At 41.8% G+C, this 21,459-nt stretch carries 17 protein-coding genes, 1 tRNA gene and 1 rRNA gene; 8 read left to right on the forward strand and 11 right to left on the reverse strand.

The window, feature by feature from the left end; all coding sequences use genetic code 11:
• Positions 1–132: 132 nt before the first annotated feature.
• The 3 genes from HWQ47_RS25730 to HWQ47_RS25740 form a co-directional block, all read right to left on the reverse strand.
• A 16S ribosomal RNA gene (locus tag HWQ47_RS25730) occupies positions 133–1,687 on the reverse strand.
• 1,222 nt (positions 1,688–2,909) lie between these two features.
• Positions 2,910–3,000 (reverse strand) — tRNA-Ser (locus HWQ47_RS25735).
• A 155-nt stretch (positions 3,001–3,155) separates the two neighbouring features.
• Positions 3,156–4,358, reverse strand: coding sequence for an aromatic amino acid transport family protein (locus tag HWQ47_RS25740; protein ID WP_269968796.1), 1,203 nt, complete (start codon positions 4,356–4,358; stop codon positions 3,156–3,158).
• A 602-nt stretch (positions 4,359–4,960) separates the two neighbouring features.
• Between HWQ47_RS25740 and HWQ47_RS25745 the strand changes: the two genes are divergently transcribed.
• Entirely contained in the window at positions 4,961–5,386 is a 426-nt protein-coding gene (locus tag HWQ47_RS25745) for a hypothetical protein (RefSeq protein WP_269968797.1), read from the forward strand.
• A gap of 11 nt (positions 5,387–5,397) precedes the next feature.
• On the opposite strand, the gene HWQ47_RS25750 is transcribed toward HWQ47_RS25745, so the two are convergent.
• A complete protein-coding gene (locus tag HWQ47_RS25750) occupies positions 5,398–5,622 on the reverse strand; it encodes a hypothetical protein (protein ID WP_269968798.1) in 225 nt (74 codons plus the stop codon).
• Positions 5,623–5,942: 320 nt separating this feature from the next.
• Here HWQ47_RS25750 and HWQ47_RS25755 point away from each other — a divergent pair, with 320 nt between their 5' ends.
• Positions 5,943–7,907 (forward strand): methyl-accepting chemotaxis protein, encoded by a 1,965-nt coding sequence (locus HWQ47_RS25755; protein WP_269968799.1) that lies wholly within the window; start codon positions 5,943–5,945, stop codon positions 7,905–7,907.
• 410 nt (positions 7,908–8,317) lie between these two features.
• On the opposite strand, the gene HWQ47_RS25760 is transcribed toward HWQ47_RS25755, so the two are convergent.
• Together HWQ47_RS25760 and HWQ47_RS25765 are read right to left on the reverse strand one after the other, a co-directional pair.
• On the reverse strand, positions 8,318–9,292 hold the full coding sequence (locus tag HWQ47_RS25760; RefSeq protein WP_269968800.1) for a chemotaxis protein CheV: 975 nt from the start codon (positions 9,290–9,292) through the stop codon (positions 8,318–8,320).
• 221 nt (positions 9,293–9,513) lie between these two features.
• Complete coding sequence (locus tag HWQ47_RS25765) at positions 9,514–9,966, reverse strand: hypothetical protein (RefSeq protein ID WP_269968801.1); 453 nt, start codon at positions 9,964–9,966, stop codon at positions 9,514–9,516.
• Positions 9,967–10,155: 189 nt separating this feature from the next.
• On the opposite strand from HWQ47_RS25765, the gene ubiD reads away from it, so the two are divergent.
• From ubiD to HWQ47_RS25780, 3 genes are all read left to right on the forward strand, one after another.
• Positions 10,156–11,637: a 4-hydroxy-3-polyprenylbenzoate decarboxylase gene (gene ubiD, locus HWQ47_RS25770; RefSeq protein ID WP_269968802.1), complete on the forward strand. Its 1,482-nt coding sequence runs from the start codon at positions 10,156–10,158 to the stop codon at positions 11,635–11,637.
• Between the two features lie 55 nt (positions 11,638–11,692).
• Positions 11,693–12,403 carry an NAD(P)H-flavin reductase gene (fre, locus tag HWQ47_RS25775; RefSeq protein WP_269968803.1) on the forward strand — a complete coding sequence of 237 codons (711 nt, stop codon included), beginning with the start codon at positions 11,693–11,695 and terminating at the stop codon, positions 12,401–12,403.
• Positions 12,404–13,243: 840 nt separating this feature from the next.
• Entirely contained in the window at positions 13,244–14,128 is an 885-nt protein-coding gene (locus tag HWQ47_RS25780; RefSeq protein WP_269968804.1) for a radical SAM protein, read from the forward strand.
• Here HWQ47_RS25780 and HWQ47_RS25785 read toward each other — a convergent pair.
• The 4 genes from HWQ47_RS25785 to HWQ47_RS25800 all read right to left on the reverse strand — a co-directional run bounded on the left by HWQ47_RS25785 (position 14,123) and on the right by HWQ47_RS25800 (position 18,613).
• Positions 14,123–15,058, reverse strand: coding sequence for a LysR family transcriptional regulator (locus tag HWQ47_RS25785; RefSeq protein WP_269968805.1), 936 nt, complete (start codon positions 15,056–15,058; stop codon positions 14,123–14,125). The two genes, HWQ47_RS25780 and HWQ47_RS25785, sit on opposite strands and share 6 nt — an antisense overlap.
• Before the next feature lie 51 nt (positions 15,059–15,109).
• Positions 15,110–16,054 (reverse strand): LysR family transcriptional regulator, encoded by a 945-nt coding sequence (locus tag HWQ47_RS25790; protein ID WP_269968806.1) that lies wholly within the window; start codon positions 16,052–16,054, stop codon positions 15,110–15,112.
• 483 nt (positions 16,055–16,537) lie between these two features.
• A complete protein-coding gene (locus HWQ47_RS25795; RefSeq protein WP_269968807.1) occupies positions 16,538–17,569 on the reverse strand; it encodes an outer membrane beta-barrel protein in 1,032 nt (343 codons plus the stop codon).
• 207 nt (positions 17,570–17,776) lie between these two features.
• Positions 17,777–18,613 (reverse strand): mechanosensitive ion channel family protein, encoded by an 837-nt coding sequence (locus tag HWQ47_RS25800; protein ID WP_269968808.1) that lies wholly within the window; start codon positions 18,611–18,613, stop codon positions 17,777–17,779.
• 199 nt (positions 18,614–18,812) lie between these two features.
• Here HWQ47_RS25800 and HWQ47_RS25805 point away from each other — a divergent pair, with 199 nt between their 5' ends.
• Positions 18,813–19,277 (forward strand): hypothetical protein, encoded by a 465-nt coding sequence (locus HWQ47_RS25805; RefSeq protein ID WP_269968809.1) that lies wholly within the window; start codon positions 18,813–18,815, stop codon positions 19,275–19,277.
• A 71-nt stretch (positions 19,278–19,348) separates the two neighbouring features.
• Here HWQ47_RS25805 and HWQ47_RS25810 read toward each other — a convergent pair whose 3' ends face one another.
• Positions 19,349–19,570: a YdcH family protein gene (locus tag HWQ47_RS25810; RefSeq protein WP_269968810.1), complete on the reverse strand. Its 222-nt coding sequence runs from the start codon at positions 19,568–19,570 to the stop codon at positions 19,349–19,351.
• Positions 19,571–19,904: 334 nt separating this feature from the next.
• Between HWQ47_RS25810 and udp the strand changes: the two genes are divergently transcribed.
• Positions 19,905–20,663, forward strand: coding sequence for a uridine phosphorylase (gene udp / locus HWQ47_RS25815; protein ID WP_269968811.1), 759 nt, complete (start codon positions 19,905–19,907; stop codon positions 20,661–20,663).
• A gap of 299 nt (positions 20,664–20,962) precedes the next feature.
• Positions 20,963–21,424, forward strand: a complete 462-nt coding sequence (locus HWQ47_RS25820; protein WP_269968812.1) for an NfeD family protein — start codon at positions 20,963–20,965, stop codon at positions 21,422–21,424.
• Positions 21,425–21,459 lie beyond the last annotated feature (35 nt).

Raw genomic sequence — 21,459 nt, forward strand, 5'->3', positions numbered from 1 at the left:
CCCTTTCACATTAACACTATCAGCTTTCCAAATTTTTAAAGAACAAACATCACCGTAAAGGCGTGTTTCTCGCTCTAACAAGAACAAGTTATCTGTGTGAACACTCAACAAATATTAAGTTAGTCGTATAGGTAAGGAGGTGATCCAGCCCCAGGTTCCCCTAGGGCTACCTTGTTACGACTTCACCCCAGTCATGAACCACACCGTGGTAAACGCCCTCCCCGAAGGGTTAAGCTATCTACTTCTGGTGCAGCCCACTCCCATGGTGTGACGGGCGGTGTGTACAAGGCCCGGGAACGTATTCACCGTAGCATTCTGATCTACGATTACTAGCGATTCCGACTTCACGGAGTCGAGTTGCAGACTCCGATCCGGACTACGACCGGCTTTGTGGGATTAGCTTGACCTCGCGGCGTTGCGACCCTCTGTACCGACCATTGTAGCACGTGTGTAGCCCTACTCGTAAGGGCCATGATGACTTGACGTCGTCCCCACCTTCCTCCGGTTTATCACCGGCAGTCTCCCTAAAGTTCCCGACATAACTCGCTGGCAAATAAGGATAAGGGTTGCGCTCGTTGCGGGACTTAACCCAACATTTCACAACACGAGCTGACGACAGCCATGCAGCACCTGTCTCACAGTTCCCGAAGGCACCAAGCTATCTCTAGCGAGTTCTGTGGATGTCAAGAGTAGGTAAGGTTCTTCGCGTTGCATCGAATTAAACCACATGCTCCACCGCTTGTGCGGGCCCCCGTCAATTCATTTGAGTTTTAACCTTGCGGCCGTACTCCCCAGGCGGTCTACTTAATGCGTTAGCTTGGGAGCCCAGTAACTAAGTTACCAAACTCCGAGTAGACATCGTTTACGGCGTGGACTACCAGGGTATCTAATCCTGTTTGCTCCCCACGCTTTCGTACATGAGCGTCAGTCTTTGTCCAGGGGGCCGCCTTCGCCACCGGTATTCCTTCAGATCTCTACGCATTTCACCGCTACACCTGAAATTCTACCCCCCTCTACAAGACTCTAGTCTGTCAGTTCCAAATGCAATTCCCAGGTTGAGCCCGGGGCTTTCACATCTGGCTTAACAGACCGCCTGCGTACGCTTTACGCCCAGTAATTCCGATTAACGCTTGCACCCCTCGTATTACCGCGGCTGCTGGCACGAAGTTAGCCGGTGCTTCTTCTGCGAGTAACGTCACAGCTGTCGTTTATTAAACGACAACCTTTCCTCCTCGCTGAAAGTGCTTTACAACCCGAAGGCCTTCTTCACACACGCGGCATGGCTGCATCAGGCTTTCGCCCATTGTGCAATATTCCCCACTGCTGCCTCCCGTAGGAGTCTGGACCGTGTCTCAGTTCCAGTGTGGCTGATCATCCTCTCAGACCAGCTAGGGATCGTCGCCTAGGTGAGCCATTACCTCACCTACTAGCTAATCCCACCTAGACTCATCTAATCGCGAAAGGCGCTCTCGAAAGTGCGTCCCCTCCTTTCCCCCGTAGGGCGTATGCGGTATTAGCAGTCGTTTCCAACTGTTATCCCCCACGACTAGGCAGATATCTAGGCATTACTCACCCGTCCGCCGCTCGACAGCAAAAGTAGCAAGCTACTTTCCTGTTTCCGCTCGACTTGCATGTGTTAGGCCTGCCGCCAGCGTTCAATCTGAGCCATGATCAAACTCTTCAATTAAAGTTTTTTGCGTCATCCACCTTAACAAGTAAGGCTAAATCAGCGGCTCAACGAATTATACTGTTTTTCACAAACCCGAAGATTCATGAAGTTCACATATTATTGCTCCGTAACCTCATTTTCCCGAAAGAAGTTAAAGTCCGTTGCTATGGTCACTCAGTGATTCATTGAGTAAATTTTTGATTGCCTCAAAAGAGACAATTTCGAATAACTCAACACCTGTGAGTGCCCACACAGATTTCTTGTTTTGAATTGTTAAAGAGCTTCACACTATTGTGTGACCGTTGACGCTAGGTCGCGGGTTTCTTACTAACTTCCCAAGACGTATCGTCTTGGCTAGGGAGGCGTATTCTACACTCTCCAGTGTCGGCGTCAAGCGCTTATTTTAACAAGTTTTCGAGTGGTGATTTCTTAAGCAGAAGTCAAACTCGAAGCCCGTAAAGCGGTTGTCACCTGAATCAAATCCCCGAAGAGTTTTAACTCTCACTCCTCGTTAAAAGAGTGAACTGATCACGCTGCAAGTCCCGTGTTATCTAGTTTTTCGACTATTGCTAATCTCAAGTCACTAGCTTAGTTGGCCTGCTGTGCCGTGTCAGTGGATGCGCATTATAGGGATATCGACTCAGAGCGCAAGGGCTTTTAGAAATATAATAGATATTTTTATCAAACAAGCACTTAAGAACACCTTACGCACCACTTGCACACAGATTTACCCACAAACATCTACGATAAAGCCCTACTTCTCCTCGTTTAGTACAAATAAACTCTCTAAGCACCAGAGTGCTAGCACCCTAAACATGAATAAAAACCAACACGGTTAAAGGTCCTGTGAAGCACATACATTTAATAGCCCAGTATTCCCAAATCGATATCAATAGTCACCAAGATCTGCATATTCACTCAAAGTAGCTAAGTTAAGAGTAATAGCCAGCTAAAGCCTTTGAAATATTCGGCTCAATTCCCCGCAGTTGGTGCATAGGTTAAATGTTCGAAATATACACCACATGGATTGCATGGAATAAGCTATTCAAAAAGCTTAATGAACAAGGAAACTTATATATAGGAGTGAGCATTAATAGTAATAAATATTGGAAGAGTTAGGAACTCATCTTAAATGTGGCGGAGGGATAGCTGATTTGAATAATAGGAACCCTAGGGTTAAAATATCTACCTTAAAACGAAAAAAGGCTCATCATTTCTGATGAGCCTTTCGTCTTGAATGTGGCGGAGGGATAGGGATTTGAACCCTAGATGGGCTATAAACCCATGCCGGTTTTCAAGACCGGTGCATTCGACCACTCTGCCATCCCTCCGAACGACGCTGATAATAGGGATTATTGAGTTCAATGTAAAGCTCAACCAGAGTTAACCGTCTAAAAAACAGGCCATATTCACAATTAAATACTTAATGGAGCAATTAACACGCTAATAGCGTTTAAAACAACCTCTGATTCGTTCTAAATTAACGCTAACCTACAGTAGGTAACAGATCTACCATCTGTAATAATTGCACTAACATGATTAATACGCCCGCTAAGGTCACAATAATTAGCCCGACATTTCCTCCTTTCACCCTGTATCCATCAACTACTTGCTGTTTACGTTGAGAAGCAACCATGGCAACAGGAAGGAAAATAGCCAGTACAACCAGAGCAAACGCGGCATAACCTAATGCCGTGATGAAACCCTGAGGATAAAACATGGCAAAACCTAGTGGTGGAATAAAAGTCACAATCGCCACTTGCACCCTATGACTAGTTTTTGCGCTACGTTTTAATAGATCCGACAGAAAATCATAAAGACCCAAACTTACACCAAGAAATGAGGTTGCTAAGGCTAAATCTGCAAAGACAGACACCGCATTCGCTATCATAGGATCATGTAGTAAACCGCTTAATGAACCTATAAACCCATTGAGACTCTGACTATTCATCAACTCCCCCTGAGTCAATACCCCTTGGCTTGCCACTAACCATAATAGGTATATAAGTAGGGGTAAGGCTGAGCCAACCACAATGATCCATCTTAACGTTTTAGTATCCTTGCCTAAATACCGCACTATCGAGGGGATCGAACCATGAAAACCAAAGGAAGTAAAAATAACAGGCAGAGAAGCCAGCACTAAACCTTGATGCACAGGTAATTCGACTAAATTATTAACGGATACGTGGGGTAATAGCAGAAATAGCATCACAACTAAAGCAATAAGCTTTAAAGAAAATAGAGTACGATTTATCATATCAACCGAGTGCGTTCCTATAGCTACAACAGTCCCAATCAACACAGTGAAGAGTATCGCACCAAGTTGCATGGGAATATCTAGCTCGAACCAATTAGTCAATTTTGTATGAAGTTGCTCTCCTCCACCGGCTATATATGCTGCACAAAGCGCATAGAATAGAAACATCATAGAGATACTGGCAACAACCTGCCCTTTACGCCCCAATAACTTGTAAGCCAAGGTGTGCAAGGTAGCATCAACCGGAGCGAACTGATGAACTTCTATCATCAACAAGGCGGTATAAGTCATTAAAGACCAGATTAGCAACATGACCACACTGGCAACACCAAAGCCCAAGCCTGATGAGGCCAATGGAAGTGCTAACATTCCGGCACCAATGGTAGTACCAGCAATAATAAGCATGCTGCCAAATACTTTATTTTTATTCATCTAAAGGATTCCAAAATTGGAGTGAAGAGATTCGAAGCAGGCGGTATACGAGACCTATTTCAGTGTTGAAAACGAAATAGCCACAATGATGTGATTTGGGTATAACTTAAATTTACCTTTATCTACGCCACTGTGGCTGTAGATAACTTGTACTTAGATTAGCTAACAACACGTAAATCATCCTGTAGGATCGAGTTAATGGAGCCCTGAATCACGGTATAAACCAAGGAATAGGACCAGACAAATTGAATAAGTCCATACGATAAAGTGAAGCCTAAAAACTGTCAATGCTCATGACTCTTTATTGCGCTTACACTCTGCTAGTAATCTATTTCCACTATTCGTTATACATATACAGGCTTCTTTGATAACTTTATCTAACTAGTTTCACCTATGTTCACGCTGGTGAACAGTTTTCCAAAACAAAGTTTACCGATACCAACAGAAACATCTATAACAAATTTGCCAATGCAGGGCTCATACTACTGGATAACCATAACATTATAGTTAAGACCATCATCGCTGAAGGTGATAATCTGTTAGCTGAAGTTCAGTGTTGGTACCTACCACAACCTATAGGTTTAAATGTTAAAGGATTCAATATGAAAGGTGCAGGTGGTACATCAGGTGGTATAGGTCAGTTTTTCTTAGGTTTAATAATGATGTGCGGTGGCTTCTATATGCTGCTTAATGCCATAAAGATAAGCAGCTCTTTTGGCATGAGAAGCCATCTTTATCAATTCTCTAATTTGGGTGGCTTTAACCTTACTAGCGGCATGGTAATGATCCCATTTATTTTTGGTGTCGGAATCATGTTTTATAACTATAAGAATATCCTCGGTTGGTTACTCACTTTTGGTTCTCTCGTGGCGCTTATCTTTGGGGTCATAAGCTCAATTCAGTTCCGCTTTACCCATATGAGCGCCTTCGATCTCATTGTGATTTTGGTACTTAGTATAGGCGGACTTGGGCTTTTCTTACGGTCATTTCGAGCTATTGAACAATCCGACCCAGACCCTTCAAAGTAAGTTGTAACAACTTAATGATCTACCTGTATTAATTGCGGACAAGTTTCATTGCTAAAAAGCACTTTAAAATGAATTTGTTTCATAATGCGATACTGACATATAAGAACAGTACCATTGACTTCTGATTTAACTAAACTTGCTGTAACCGCAGTTTGACTTGATGCAAATGCTAGGCTGGTAGAAAGGGGAAGTGAGCAAGCTAAAACTATTATTTTTTGCATCATCTTTTTTATCATTCCGGCGTCCTTATATACTCGTAACACAGTAAAATACTGCACACGGTAACCCTACCATCACGAGCTGAACCCTGACTTAACAAAAGGTTAGCTTTATCCTCCACTAAATGCCCTCTAGTAGCATTCCTAAGCTTAAATTTATACATGACAAAAAATCATCATAGTTCTAGGTGATTTCATCATTAACACTTCCTTCTCGCAGATCACAGAAGCAACACCCCTGTAACATGGTGGATAAGATAATATAATTTCACTGCAACATTTATCCTTGCTCTAAAGTTTGCTATACCTAACTAAAGCCTCTAAAAAATTATATCCTTATGCAACTTCTATCTAATATTTCAGTCGCGAAAAAACTCTCGATAGCTCCTATCATACTGGGACTTATTCTCATACTTCTCACAGGAATAGGCATTAACGCACTCAACAATCTAGCCTATCAAATGCATCAAATCACATTTGATTTAGCACCCGATACTGAACTAGCTGCAGATATCACAAGTAGCCTATATCGATTAAGGCTTACAGTGAAAAACTATGTCAAAACAGGTGATGATAAATGGATTTCACAATTCCAGACTCAGAGTAAACACTGGCAATCGGCACTTGAAAAAGCATTTGTCGAAATTAAAAACCCTCAACGTGTAGCCATTCTCAATAAAATAAAAAACAATAAAGATATCTACGTTAACACCTTTAATAATGTCGTGATAAGTAACCAGCAAAAACGTAATAAAGCAGTAAAAGAAACTCTTAATACCAGAGGGCCTGAAATCGAAAGGGGGTTAACTAAAATAATGCAGTCGGCTAATCGTGATGGTGACATACAAGCTGCATTTTTGGCAGGCACAGCCATCCGAAACCTACTGTTAGGTAGACTCTACGTATCTAAATTCTTAGTTGAGAATCAACAAGCTCAAGTTGAGAGATTCAATCAAGAATTAGATGATACGACCAAACAGATAGATACCTTGCTTGCTAGTTTACAAAATCCGACTCGTCGCAATCTTGCTACAGAAGCTAAATCTGACATAGAAAGCTACACACAGGTCGCTAATGAAGTTTCGAGTTATATTAATGCACGAAATGTAGGAATAAAGACTTTGGACACCATAGGGCCCAAAGTTGCCATTGAATTAGATGAACTTAGAAGTTCAATTGCTGAATCAATGAGTGCCGCTTCGACAGCAGCTGATGATTCACAACAAACCTCTTCAACCCTGCTCTTAACCGTAGCCGCTATCGCCATCATCTTCGGCTTATTAATAGCCTACGTAATATCCAAAGCTATTATCTTGAGCTTAGACTCAATGAATAAAGTCTTTGCTGATATAGCACAAGGTGAAGGAGATCTAACCAAACGTATACCAGTTACAGGTAAGGATGAGCTCTCCCACCTAGCGGCAAGCTTCAACCTGTTTGCAGAGAAAATACAACATACAGTTACCGAAGTCAGCAATTCCACAGAACAACTGCAGTCAGCTTCTGATGCTTTAACTCTCAAAGCTAAAGAGACCCAAAATGGAGTGAGCCAACAGCAATCTCAAGCCCAGTTAGCCGCAGCGGCGATGACGGAAATGTCCGCCAGTGCCTCAGAAGTAAGTGTTAGTGCCAATCAGGCTAATGAGCTTTCCAGCAATGCGCTAAGTACTGCAAGTAATGGACGTGACGTCGTCTTAAATGCGGTATCGAGTATGAGTTCTCTCTCTACTCAGCTAACTGATTCATCTGGCATTATCGAAAACTTACGCAAAGACAGTGAGCAAATTGGCACTGTACTCGATGTGATTCGCAGTATCGCAGAGCAAACTAACCTGCTTGCTCTGAATGCCGCGATTGAGGCTGCTCGCGCTGGTGAACAAGGAAGAGGTTTTGCAGTGGTTGCTGATGAAGTACGCTCTTTAGCTTCAAGAACTCAAGAATCAACAGAAGAGATCCAAACAATAATACAGACACTACAACAACGTTCTGAAAGCGCCTTTAATGCCATGACTGAAAGTTGTTCCAGTGCAGAATCCACTGCGGGGCTAATTCAATCTACCGAGCAATCTCTAGCCCAAATAGCCGAATTTATGGATGATATTAACAACTCTATCGCCCACATTTCTGAAGCGGCTGGACAGCAAGCGACGGTAGCAGATGAAGTCAGTCAAAATGTAAATGCTGTATCTGAAATTTCAGAAGCCACTTATCAGCAAACCGAAGAAACCAGCAGGTCTGCTGAACAACTATCCTCACTCGGTGAGAGTCTAGCTAAAACAGTGAGTCAATTCAAAATCGGGTAGATAGTCAAATCGACATCAGCCATGGAGTGACCAAAAGCGTGCTAAGGCACGCTTTTTTGCATTCATATTATTGAGACAGAATGTTTGAGAGCCTCCGGCTGAATGAACAGATACTTGATGTAATTGGTATTAGGTCGATTTACCTGGGGCACTTCACAGACCCGACTGACAACAGCCGAGTTGACTAAAATACAACACAAGGCACTAAGAGGAAGCAAGAATAGTAAATTGACCACCAGCATTCAGAGTCCTCATACATATGAGTATAAGTTGGCTCTTCACATTTAAGTGTCGAATGAAACATAAGATATTGATTCTCATAAAAAGTGGTTGAAAGTGGTGAAAGCTTGTGTCTATTTCACCATTTCATGGGGATTGGATAATATGAAGTAAAGTATAAAAATTAGTGCTTAAAGAACAAAACTATCAATCATAGACACCATACGACCTATTTCTGGTTTAGTGATAGTATCATTAGCACCTAATGCTAATGCTTTTCCTCGATTATCTTCACTCATCAAAGAGGAGAACATAACAATGGGCATCTCTTTATAGACCTGCATATCACGAAGGCGTTTCAACAGATGTAACCCATCCATTCTAGGCATCTCTACGTCAGAGATGATACCGCTGACCATGTCTTCTACAGAGGCTCCAGCTTCAGTAGCGAGTCTTTCAAACTCCTCTAACATCTCCAGAGCATCACCGCCATCTTTAGCAGTAATGATGTTATATCCTGCCGTACGCAAAGTATTTTCAATCATCTTACGGATAAAGGCTGAATCGTCGACAATCAATATGGTTTTGGCTTCCCGTTTAGCTAACATCTCATCGTTGATAAGCACACTCTTATCAAGGGTCACATCATACTTATCCATACTTAATTCAGGATTGATATCCGCAATAATTTTCTCGAAATCCAACACCATAATGAGATGGCCTTCACGGCGAACTACAGCAACAACACAGTCCTGCTCACCAGCCTCCAAAAATTGACTGGGAGACTCAACTTGTTCCCATGACACCCGATGAATACTACGAACACTATCGATTAAGAAACCATTTATCATCTTATTAAAGTCGGTCACGATAACCACTTTATTATCCAATTCATCTTCGGTCGGGATCCCCAGCCATCCGGCAAGATCCACAAGTGGAATAAGATTATCCCTTAAAGAGAAAACGCCTACCATATGGGATTGAGCATTTGGGTAATCCGAAGTATCAGGAACTCTGATAACTTCCCTAACCTTGGCCACATTGATCCCATAGTGACAGACTTTATGTCCACCGCCTTTTAGAGACTTATGTAGATGAAACTCAATAATTTCAAGTTCATTCGTGCCGCTTTCCGTAAGAATTTCCGATTTTTTTAGTTCACTCATACTCAGTACTCAAATGGGTTAAGCTTGCTTAAGCTGGAAGGAGAAATATACAGCTATTACTAGTATAGGAAGGGAATCATGGTTTATGCATTTTTAGTTAAATTTGCTGAAAGCAATCATAAGAAAAAAGGAGATACAATTACTGTTCCCCTTAACTTATTGTGAGAAAGCGATTAATTTACGATGAAATAGCAATGCACTCAGAATGATTGATAACGATTCTATTTCAATTTCCTATAAGTCTCAGTACCCCAATCGAAAATATACTCAGCACCTTGCCACTCATAAATAGTACGGCCATCTTTTTGTATGACTCGAGCATTCTCTGGCAAACTGTTTAATCCAGATGCATATTGAATACTGGTCGTGATTCTCAGCGGTGCAGCTATCACCTTAGGTTTTTCAACTTGACGTTCATCACGATAGATAGGGCGATTATAACGATAAGGATAGTTCCAGTAAGCACGATTCCAGTGGTTACTCCAATAAGGGCGATAATTGTAACGATTCCAATAAGGGCTCCCTATACCACCCCCCCAGTTACTGCTCCAGCTAGGTTGCATCCAAACATTGCTACTCCAACTAAAACGATCACTAGCTTGTACGCTTAAGCTAAAAAGAGACAATACACCAGCCAAAATAATGACCTGACTAACGCTGGATAATTTACTCATTTATCTCCCTCCACATCCGCTGCATCATTAAGCTCTATTGTTACTCTACTCCCATTCACTGCAAGATGTAATTTACCTCTCGCTTATCTATTTACAACCACTTCTTATTTGAAGCTAACCAGTTAAACATGCGTACTAAAAATGCTATAGTGCGCGCAATATCACATTTATCATCAGGGTTATTTCCACATGAGTTTTAAGGATTTGCGCAGTTTTATAGACCACCTAGAGAAACAAGGTGAACTTAAGCGTATTACCCATCCAGTCGATCCTAATCTTGAAATGACAGAGATCGCTGATCGCGTATTACGCGCCAAGGGCCCTGCTCTGCTATTTGAAAACCCTATAGGCAATGACATGCCTGTTTTAGTTAACCTTTTCGGTACTCCAAAACGCGTTGCTATGGCATTGGGTAAAGAAGATCCTCTCGCATTAAGAGAAGTTGGTGAACTGCTAGCTTTCCTCAAAGAGCCGGAGCCTCCTAGTGGGTTTAAAGATGCAATCGCTAAGCTCCCTATGTTCAAACAAGCTCTGAACATGCCACCTAAGACAGTACGTAATCCCCCTTGTCAGCAAGTCGTCAAAACGGGAGAGGATGTCGATCTCACCACGCTCCCTATCCAACACTGCTGGCCTGGAGATGTTGCACCGCTGGTAACTTGGGGATTAACCATCACCAAGGGACCTCGCCAGAAGCGTCAGAACTTAGGTATCTATCGTCAACAGCTACTGAGCAAAGATAAACTGATTATGCGCTGGCTCGATCATCGAGGCGGCGCATTGGACTTTAGAGATTTTAAAGAGAAGTACCCAGGTGAGCGTTATCCGGTTGTGGTCGCACTAGGCGCCGACCCTGTGACGATATTAGGTGCGGTCACTCCAGTACCTGATTCGATGAGCGAATATGCGTTTGCAGGTCTACTGCGCGGCGAACGTACCGAAGTATGTAAAGCTCTTAGCTGTGACTTAGAAGTCCCCGCCACCAGCGAAATCATTTTAGAGGGCTATATCGATCCTAATGAAATGGCTGAAGAGGGTCCCTATGGTGATCATACAGGTTATTATAACGAAACTGACTCTTTCCCTGTTTTCACGGTAACCCATATTACCCATAGAAAAGACGCCATCTACCACAGCACATATACTGGTCGTCCACCTGATGAGCCTGCCATGCTAGGGGTAGCACTCAATGAAGTGTTCGTGCCTATCTTACGTAAACAGTACCCTGAAATTATCGATTTTTATCTGCCGCCTGAAGGCTGCTCATACAGAATGGCCGTGATCTCAATACGTAAACAGTACCCTGGCCATGCTAAGCGTGTAATGATGGGGGCTTGGTCCTTCCTACGCCAGTTTATGTATACCAAGTTTATTGTTGTCGTCGATGAAGATGTCAACTGCCGTGACTGGAATGACGTCATCTGGGCTATTACGACTCGTATGGATCCTAAGCGTGATACTGTAATGATAGAGAACACCCCTATTGATTACCTCGACTTTGCCTCTCCGGTTGCCGGCCTAGGTTCAAAGATGGGTATGGATGCAACCAATAAATGGCCAGGTGAAACCGACCGCGAATGGGGCACACCTATTGTGATGGACCAAGCGGTGAAAGATAAGGTTGACCAGATCTGGGCCGACTTAGGCATAGATGATTCGCCTACCCTATAATTCTATAATACGTATCTATTAAGCCTCCAAAAGAGAGGTTACAAAAGGAAGTTAGATGAACACTATTCGTTGTCAGATAGAGAAAGTTACTCCGTTTAATGATGCGGTATACCAAATCATTCTTAAACCTGAAACTGCTTTCGAATTTAAAGCAGGTCAGTACTTGTGTGTCGTTATGGGTGAAAAGGATAAGCGTCCATTCTCTATCGCATCGGCACCTGATGCTGAACATATCGAACTACACATCGGCGCAGCCGTCAGCGAAAGTTATCCTATGCAAGTTGTAGAGCGTATGAAAGAGAGCCTAAAAAACGGCACAAGTATTGAGGTTGAAGTACCTGGTGGGGAAGCACACCTGCGCCATGAAAGTACACGCCCAAGACTATTAATCGCTGGCGGTACTGGTTTCTCTTACATCAAGAGTATTATCGAACACCAGATCGCATTGGATCAAAGAGTTCCAACTACCCTCTACTGGGGCTGTCGTAATGCAGATGCTATGTACTACGAAGCAATAGCTCGAGCATGGCACGATGCACACCCATGGTTACATTTCGTCCCCGTTCTCGAAGAAGCGGGTGGGGACTGGAAAGGTAAGAAGGCCAATCTGTTAGCCCAAATCAAAGCTGACTACGTTAGCCTAAATGGCTATGACATCTATATTGCCGGACGTTTCGATATGGTGGGTGCTGCTCGTGAAGTATTCCGCGCTATAGGCGTAGAGGAAGATCACCTCTATGGTGATGCATTTGCGTTTATCAAGTAAATAATGGACATGGTTACTTGCAAAAGTAGCCATTTTTTATCTCCCTTTACTATTCAAGTCAATGAATACCAAGCGATATAAAGATGTGATCCCTCTGCGATAGTTTAGCGCTTCTTAGGCAAGGTCATTAATTGCCCTCGACTCTAGCATCCTCAGTACCAGCCCCATGCGTTACTCTACCTCCACAATCAATTAAGTCGTGCATTAACGACAATCACAACGTCTGACCTCTATATATGAAGGAAATGTCTTAAGTATGTCGGGAACATAGTTGAACTAGGTTTAGGCTCGTTAACACTACATCGGACGTGCTAAAACTCGCCTGTAAGGAGTGATGGAAAATGAAAGGAGCACCAACTTTGGGTGCCCCTTACTGATAAGGGCATCTGCTACTCAGAAGCTTATTCATTAACTTGGTATCAGCTCTACTACTCAATCCATTGTGCTAGCAAGGGTTAAAACCTGTATTGGCTTTACCAAGGTACAAACAGTGACATATAAGCGCCGATGATCAAATCGATGCAGGTGTTGTAAGCTGAGTGTCAGTGATTTATTGACTCACTAAATCCTTAGCGCTTCGCCTGTCTTGAGCTTATGGGTTTGTTTGTCTGGTTCTTATTTGACGTACGCAGGCCGATGCACCTGTTTTTTAACACGGTTAAGTGTATCTCGTGATACCTAAAGGTATGTGGAGAGTTTCAGAATCTTTGTCTCTATTCTGAGTGCTATTAGTTTAACCAAAGCTAATTAAAACAAAATTAAATTAAGGTTAATGTAGCCGTATCATTCTCTTTGAACCGCTTGTACTCTAGTGCTCTGTCAAGGTAGAAGAGATGAAATTTGTTACGCTATATTGAACCCGTATTTCGTCCACCATCTGAGTGGAAATCATTAATACTGCAAGTGACCAATGGTTGTAGTTGGAATCGCTGCACGTTCTGCGACATGTATACCGCTCCCCAGAAACGATTTCGTGCGCAAAAGTTAGATAAAATCTTGGAAGATATAGAGACTGTTGTCAGTACTCGCCAAAATATCACTCGGGTTTTTCTCGCTGACGGCGATGCGATGAGTCTGCCTTTTGAACGTTTAGAAGCGATCTGTTTGTTGATCCGCGAGCACTTACCTAACGTGATTCGAATTAGTAGTTATTGCCTACCAAGAAACCTTAAAAATAAGACCCCTGAACAATTGAGCAAACTGCGAGAGCTAGGTCTTTCGCTACTCTACATAGGTTGTGAGAGTGGTAATGATGAGGTCCTTAAGCGTATCGAGAAAGGCGAAAGCTATGCATCATCATTAGCGGCGCTATTAAAGATAAAGGCGGCGGGAATTAAATCTTCAGTGATGATATTAAATGGTTTAGGTGGCAGTGAACTTTCAGAACAACATGCTATAAGCTCTGCTCGCTTGATGAATGCGGCACAACCAGAATATCTGTCTACTCTAGTGGTCACGTTACCTTTAGGTACAGATCGAATGGATGCAGCTTTCGATGGTCATTTCTCGCTACCAAACCAAGCTGAACTATTTAGCGAAATGCATACTCTGCTTAGTCATCTTGAGTTGGATAAAACTATATTTCGTTCGGATCATGCCTCTAACTATCTAGTGCTTAAGGGGGTTTTAGGTAAAGATAAAGCGAGATTAGTATCTGAGGTTGAGCAAGCCATTAACCATCCGTTGCAAACAAGCCTAAGAAAGGAGTGGCAAAGGGGACTATAATAATTCCTGCTCTTTGGCTCCACTGGCTAAAATGAGGCATTGGTTCTTAAGCCACTGTATTAATGGATCTTGATGTACTCTGGCATGCCAATAAAGAGTGCTCTCGACTTGAGGCAACTCTTGATGAGTCACAATGGCTAGTTTTTCTTGCCAATAGGGGTTTTGAGTGGTGACGTCAGAGATAAAAGCGATATGCTTTCCGGCTAATAATCCATTGCAAAGCACTAACATAGAGCTGGTTGAGAAGCTAATTTTACGATTTAAGTTATTTGCTTGCGCTAGCTGGGTTATTTGGGCTTCAGCGGCATTTGATGCTGAGTATTCGGCAGTGTCGAAACTGAAGATATCAGCCAAATTTGGATTAGTTAACTGATTGATAGGGTGAGTCGGACTAGAGGCGATACAAAATTTTTCCAAACCAATACGACGACCATAAATATTGGCAGGTGGTAATTCAGTACCACCAATACAGAGGTCTAACTCCCCAGATTCCAGCATGGAAAACATATCTTTAGGTTTATGAAGAAACTCTAACTCGACATTAGGCGCTGCCAACATAACCATCTCGAGGAGCTGAGGGATAATTTCAGAGGTCATGCTATCGATAAAGGCAATGCGAACAACACCATGAACTTCTTTTGGATCAAAAATTTTCTGTAAAATCAATCTACTACTCATCTCTAGCCACTCCTGTAATTGGGGTAATAGAGATTGTGCTTTTTCAGTAGCCTTGATACCTTGACCCTGTTTGACGAATAAAGGGTCAGCAAACAAGTTACGTATTTTCTTTAAGTTTTGGCTCATAGCAGGTTGAGATATATCGAGTCTTTCAGCACTCTTAGAAACACTTTCTTCCTCAATTAATACCGTTAAACTGAGCAGTAAATTAAGGTCACATTCTTTAATTATCTTCAAATCAGAATGATTCATATATATCACCTAGCCATTAATTAGCATGAAAATTTTTTAATTATCAATACTCTACTCTACCAAACGCTTAATGAGAATCGATGATAATAATGTTCTGAACCACTTCTGTAATTCTTGATTTCTCTGGTGCTCGTTCCAACAAACCTTTAATTCTAACTCAATGGTATCACCCAGCCAGATAAAATCTTTGGCTTGATAATTCTCAAAAATTTTAACTGAGTAATGTGGTAATAAAGTCACCGTATTGGGTGCTGTTAGCGCCTGAGTCATGGTGCTTAAGGAGCCGGATGTTAGCGCGTAAGACCCCTCTTTGACATTGATTGTTTTGAGTGCATTGATCATATGAATTTGATTATGTTCTTGATATTGATACCTCAAGAGTTTGAATGGGCTCTCCTCTATGATGTCTTGGGCATCGATGATCTTTTCAATATATTCAGGGGCATTGTGATCGAGTGTAACGAGCTGCCAAGGATATCTTGAAATGCCTTGGCTGCGTACAGGCTTTGGAACTGTGTCATAAAAACCAACAATAAGATCTAGATATCCACGCCTTAACATATTAAAACCATCAGTTTTCTGTGTCATATACTCCAGTTCAATACCAGGCGCATGCTTATCTAATTCTGAAATCAAATCAGTGATACACAGCTGAGCAAGAACATCATTCATCATGACTCGAATTCGCCCTTGAGCTGTGGCAGGACTAAAACTATCTCCTTCCAATATACTGATGACATTGTTTAGCAAAGGTTTTAGCTCTTGCTCTATAGCACTAGCCTTATTGGTGAGTGTCATTCCATTGTGACTTTTAACCAGTAAAGGATCGGCAAACATTAGTCGTAAGCGCTTGAGTATCTGACTCATGGCTGACTGTGACAATCCTAGCTCTTTGGCAGCTTTGCTGACATGAGCTTCTTTAAGCAATACTGATAAAGCGATTAGCAGATTAAGATCGCAATCTTTTAGTTGGTTGATTTTACTCTCTAGAGACATCGCGTCGTTCTAACTCTAAGCTGGAGGAATAACGAGTCGACTATAGATGAAATGCTGACATCAGCAAAGATTATAAAAGGTAAAAAGGCCATCCTTGGCCTTTGGGATCACAAACTATTTTCTTAATCTGAGGAGATTAAGCTGACAAAATCGAAATAGCAGACCTTGTCATGATGTTACATTTCCCTTTGACGTCCTTTTCAAGGTAACGAAGCCATTCGATATCAGAGTGCCCAATCCTTAGGTCAATTCACGTTCAATGTGCTCTGAGTGTCCCTTATGTTTTAAGCTGTTAAATATCAGAGTATCTAAATCTAATCCCTAGATCATGCCACAATCACTGTGCTCTGAGTGTTACTTATGCTTTGAATGTTAAATACCAGAGTATCCATTCCTTAGACAATTAGATTCCTTATAACTCTGGTATTTAATGTGCGCTAACACGATCAATCAATAGTGCATTCTTGTCATCTTAAATGGATTTTAAGATGCTATAACTTGTGTTTCACTGGTTAGAGTAATGGTAACTCGACGCTCAAGAGCGTGATCAGCGAGGGTATTTCCATGTTCACCTTGTGAACCTGAAGCTTGTGTCTCTAGCTTCTTAACTTCTACGCCATGGGTGATGAGGTAATCTTTTACTTGCTGAACACGTTTTTCAGACAGTTTTTGATTATAAGCAGAAGGGCCTTGATTATCTGACTGGCCATCTAGCATGATCACATCGTTGTCATTTAACCTCGAAATACGGATCACTTCATCTAGCTTAGTTTCAGCTGTACTGCTCAACTTTGAAGAGTCGAAACCAAATAAAACGGCAATACTGCTTTGCTCAACCTTAGTTTCATAAACAGGCTCAGGGATTGGTTCAACAATAACCTCTTCAACCTCTTCGATCACAGCGGGTAACACTACGGCTGCTGTTTGAATAGGTTTAACACCGAAACGATATACCATCTGAAGGCCGACTGTCTGCGCATCCATATTCGCAGTGTTCCATGCAGACTCATCGACATTAGCGAAACGACGATATTTTGCTGAGATCTCTAAGGCATCGGTTATTTTGTAACCCACACCAGCACCAAAGTAAGGAGCGGTGTCTGTTGCGCTCACATATTGATCAGCACTTATATGGTGAGATAAATGATACTGATAAGCACCTGCTTCACCGGTTAAGAACCACTTTTCGTTGAGCGGAAGCGTACCAACTAAGCCAAGAGTGAAGCCATCTACATCAATAGATTGAGAACCGTCTAGGCCACCCCAAAGATGAGTATCATCATCGGTACCTAGATCTTGCCAGCCAGCTTCTACTGCGAAATATTTGTTTAACTGATAACCAACGATAGCGTTCCATGCTAAATCACTATCGTCACCTAAATGACTAACCGCATCTACTGACTCGTAGTTACTCTGACCTAGACCAGCACCGACATACCAAGTGTTATCAACGTCAGCAGCATTTGCGTATGAGAAGGTACTCATAAGTGCGATAGCTAAAAGAGATTTTTTCATTTTTGTGCTCCCTATGGAAATTCAAAATCGTTTGTTTTTCTATGGGTTGCATTTTGATGGCATTCGTTTCAGGAATCGATAGAGTATTACTTATAATGATTATTCGTTTTACTTATGAATTTTAGCGTTATGAATAGACTTTACTGATTGTCGGGGGGGGGGGGAACAGGGCAGAGTCAGCTTAACTTTGCCCTCTTCCAATTCGAGTTACTGTTTCTCTATATGCACTTCTCTAACAGGACAAGGGATCTCTATATTTGCTAATAAAAGCGCCCGATAGATGGCTAGATTTGTTTGATACTTGTCTTGATAGTAGCTCTGCGTAGGAACCCAGTAACGTATACTTATCTCAATACCGATACTATTAAAATTATTGATGCCTATCAGTGGCTTTTGCTCTTTATGAGCTAGAGGGGATTGCTTTATCACCTCCGTTGCTAAGGCAATGACTTCATCTGGATCTGTTTTATAACTGATATTAAAGTTGGTCTCGACCAGTTTATTGGCAAAAGAGTTATGCAGTATGTCGCCGACTATGTGCTTATTAGGGATATTTATCTGTTCCCCCTCTTCATTGATAAGTACCGTCATTCCCAGAAAAATATCCTGTACCACTCCAGTAACGTCTTTGATACTGATAGTGTTACCCACAACGAAAGGACGAGTGACGATAATCGTGATGCCTGCAGCGTAGTTTGATAGCATCCCCTGTAGCGCCAGGCCAGCCCCTAGCGAGGCGGCACCGATGGCTGCAACCATAGGTGTAATACTGATCCCAAGCTTACCTAGGGCGACAATACCGACCATGACGATGATCAATATTCTTAGTAAGTTAGTCACGAAGTTACTTAACGTGATATCTATATTGTGTTTTTTCAGTTGGCCAGCAACTAGGTTTGATATCTTGTTAGCGACCCAAAGTCCAAGTAGAAAAATTAAAAATGCACCTATGATCTGAAAACTATACTGAACTAAAAATTCATAGAGTAAGGTGTAAACACCTTGTAGTTGTTGAAGCTCCTGCTCTAGTTGATCTTCCTTCATGTGTCGTCCTATTTTTTTCTTGGTTGTTGGTTTTATCCACTTAGCTTACTAACATTTAAATCTTTTGGAACTGATATTTTATCCACCGATTATCTACATATTGCGTGAAGGGGATCATGGATTAACGATTTCAACCATGAGGTTTGGTAGAGAGTCGGATACTCTTATGGCTATTTTTTTACTAAACAGGATATCAAATATGAGAACACTCATTTTTATTAGCTGTATGTTTCTTGCTAGCTTTGCTCAAGCGTCATCTTATCAGGCTGGTGATCAAGTGACTCCGATACAGTTAGAAGATCAGTTTGAAAATGCCGTTGAAGTTAACGCTAACACGCTAGTACTACTCTTTAGTCACGATATGAAAGGCGGAGACATAATTAAAGAAGCGCTAGAGTTGCAGGTTTCAGGCGCAGAGAAGATTCCAGCCACTCAAGTCTATATTGCCGATATAAGTGGAATGCCTTCACTTATTGCGAAGTTTGTGGCTATCCCACAGATGAAAGACCTCCCCTTTCCCATGGGACTCGATAGAGAAGGAGAGATGACTAAGTTACTGCCATCAGAAGAGGATATGGCAAGTTTAATCTTGCTTGATAACTTAAAGGTAATAGAGGTACATAACTTCGATTCAAGTGCAGAGTTAATCAAAGCATTGCGTTGATTAATGTATTTTTGTGGCATTAAAAATGGGCGTATAACGCCCGTTTTTATACCTATTTCCCAACGTTTTGTCTAAGAATGGCTTTGTAGTGATTTTAGTATGCTGTGAAGTTCTTCTTTTATATGTAATTTTTTCTTTTTAAGCTCCCTAACTTCATTAGTAAAGGCGGTTGAGCTATGTTGTTCCAACTCCTTAATCTCATCATCTAGCGCATTATGTTTATTAAACACCTTTAAAAAGTGTGCGTCATTTGTCTTCAATTTAGTGATGAGTTCTCTGTACTCTGGAAACATAAGTTCAACCCCTTTCTCTGTTTATTCTCTAATCCCCAACTAAAGTAGCGTGATTTTTAAGCTAATAACGTGATATAGGTCAACAAAATTTAGATTGTTTTTTAACAATCTATACGGGTAGTGCTGGTAGGAAAATAGCGACAAAACACTTGCTTATTAATGTTTTATTCTAAATCATAATTTGACATGGAAAAATCGATTTAGTAACTACATTACAGCAAAGCATTTACCTATTGCCCTGCAAAGTGTGATCAAGTTAACCTTATTGGCTTCGATACTAGGTTAAAGTCGAAAAATAAGAAGTTTATAATCTAAATTGAAAGGGGTTTTCATAATGTCAGATGTATTCCACTTAGGACTGACCAAAAAAATGTTGGATGGGGCTAGCCTAGCGATTGTACCAGGCGATCCTGAACGAGTTAAAAGAATTGCTGAATTGATGGAGGGAGCGACGTTCCTTGCAAGTCACCGTGAATATACCAGTTACTTAGCTTATATAGACGGTAAGGCTGTGGTTGTTTGTTCAACAGGTATTGGTGGACCATCAACCTCTATTGCGGTCGAAGAGTTAGCTCAACTTGGTGTGCGTACTTTTTTACGTGTTGGAACCACGGGCGCGATTCAACCACATGTCAATGTTGGCGATGTGATCGTTACTCAAGCATCAGTTCGCTTAGATGGTGCTAGTTTGCATTTTGCACCTCTGGAATATCCAGCAGTAGCAAACTTCGAATGTACAACAGCTATGGTTGCAGCCTGTCGTGAAGCTGGACTTGAACCCCACGTTGGTATCACAGCGTCTTCAGATACCTTCTATCCGGGTCAAGAGCGTTACGACACAGTGTCTGGTCGTATAACACGTCAGTTTAAAGGCTCTATGCAAGAGTGGCAGGATTTAGGTGTGCTTAACTACGAAATGGAGTCTTCGACATTATTTACTATGTGTGCTTCTCAAGGATGGCGTGCAGCATGTGTTGCAGGTGTCATTGTTAACCGTACACAGCAAGAGATCCCAGATGAAGCCACCATGAAGAAAACAGAAGTCAGTGCTGTTTCTATCGTAGTAGCTGCAGCTAAAAAGCTACTAGCTTAACCTTTACGCTTACCTCCGGTTAGCTTAAAAATTGAAACTTAATAAATCGAAGGCGCACTAAGCGCCTTTTTTATGTTTCAATTTACATCAACTTATTATTAAACATGATATTTCCTTATATCTTTTGAAGCAAAAAACCTTATTCTTATCCCTACGATTATCAATCTTGAATTAGGCTTTGAGGCTGTAAGCTAAGTATCTTTACACTTAAGTGGTATAAATAGGTGACATATTATGTCGCACGAGTGAAGTTCAGCTGATATAGTGGATATATATTACTCACATTTTCAGGGGGAAATATGGAGTTAACGAATCCCATCATGATATGGGGCTGTATTGGACTGGTTTTAATGTTGGCTGAATTGGTAATACCAGGTGGGATTGTGATCTTACTCGGTGGCGCCTGTTTAGTGGTGGCATCGGCGTTAGGCATAGGTCTCGTCGAGGGGATAGTCCAAAGCCTCACGCTCTGGTTTATCGCCTCTATTGTTTTGCTGCTTGGTTTCAGACAAGTCACTCAAAAACTCATTGGCGGCGACTCTCATGTGGATAACACTGATGAGGAGTTGGATATCTACAATAAAATAGCTTTAGTGAAAGAGGCTATTGGGCCTGCTCAACATGCAGGTCGTATCGAATTTCAGGGAACTGAATGGTCCGCACTTGGTGATGGTAGTGAGATTGCTGCTGGTACTCAGGTCAGGATTATTTGTCGTGAAAATATTGGCTTGATTGTCGAGCCAATCAACGATTCTAAATAAACTCATCTAATTAATGCATCAATTCGGTGCAACAA

The organism is Shewanella sp. MTB7, from assembly GCF_027571385.1.
Classification (GTDB): Bacteria; Pseudomonadota; Gammaproteobacteria; order Enterobacterales; family Shewanellaceae; genus Shewanella.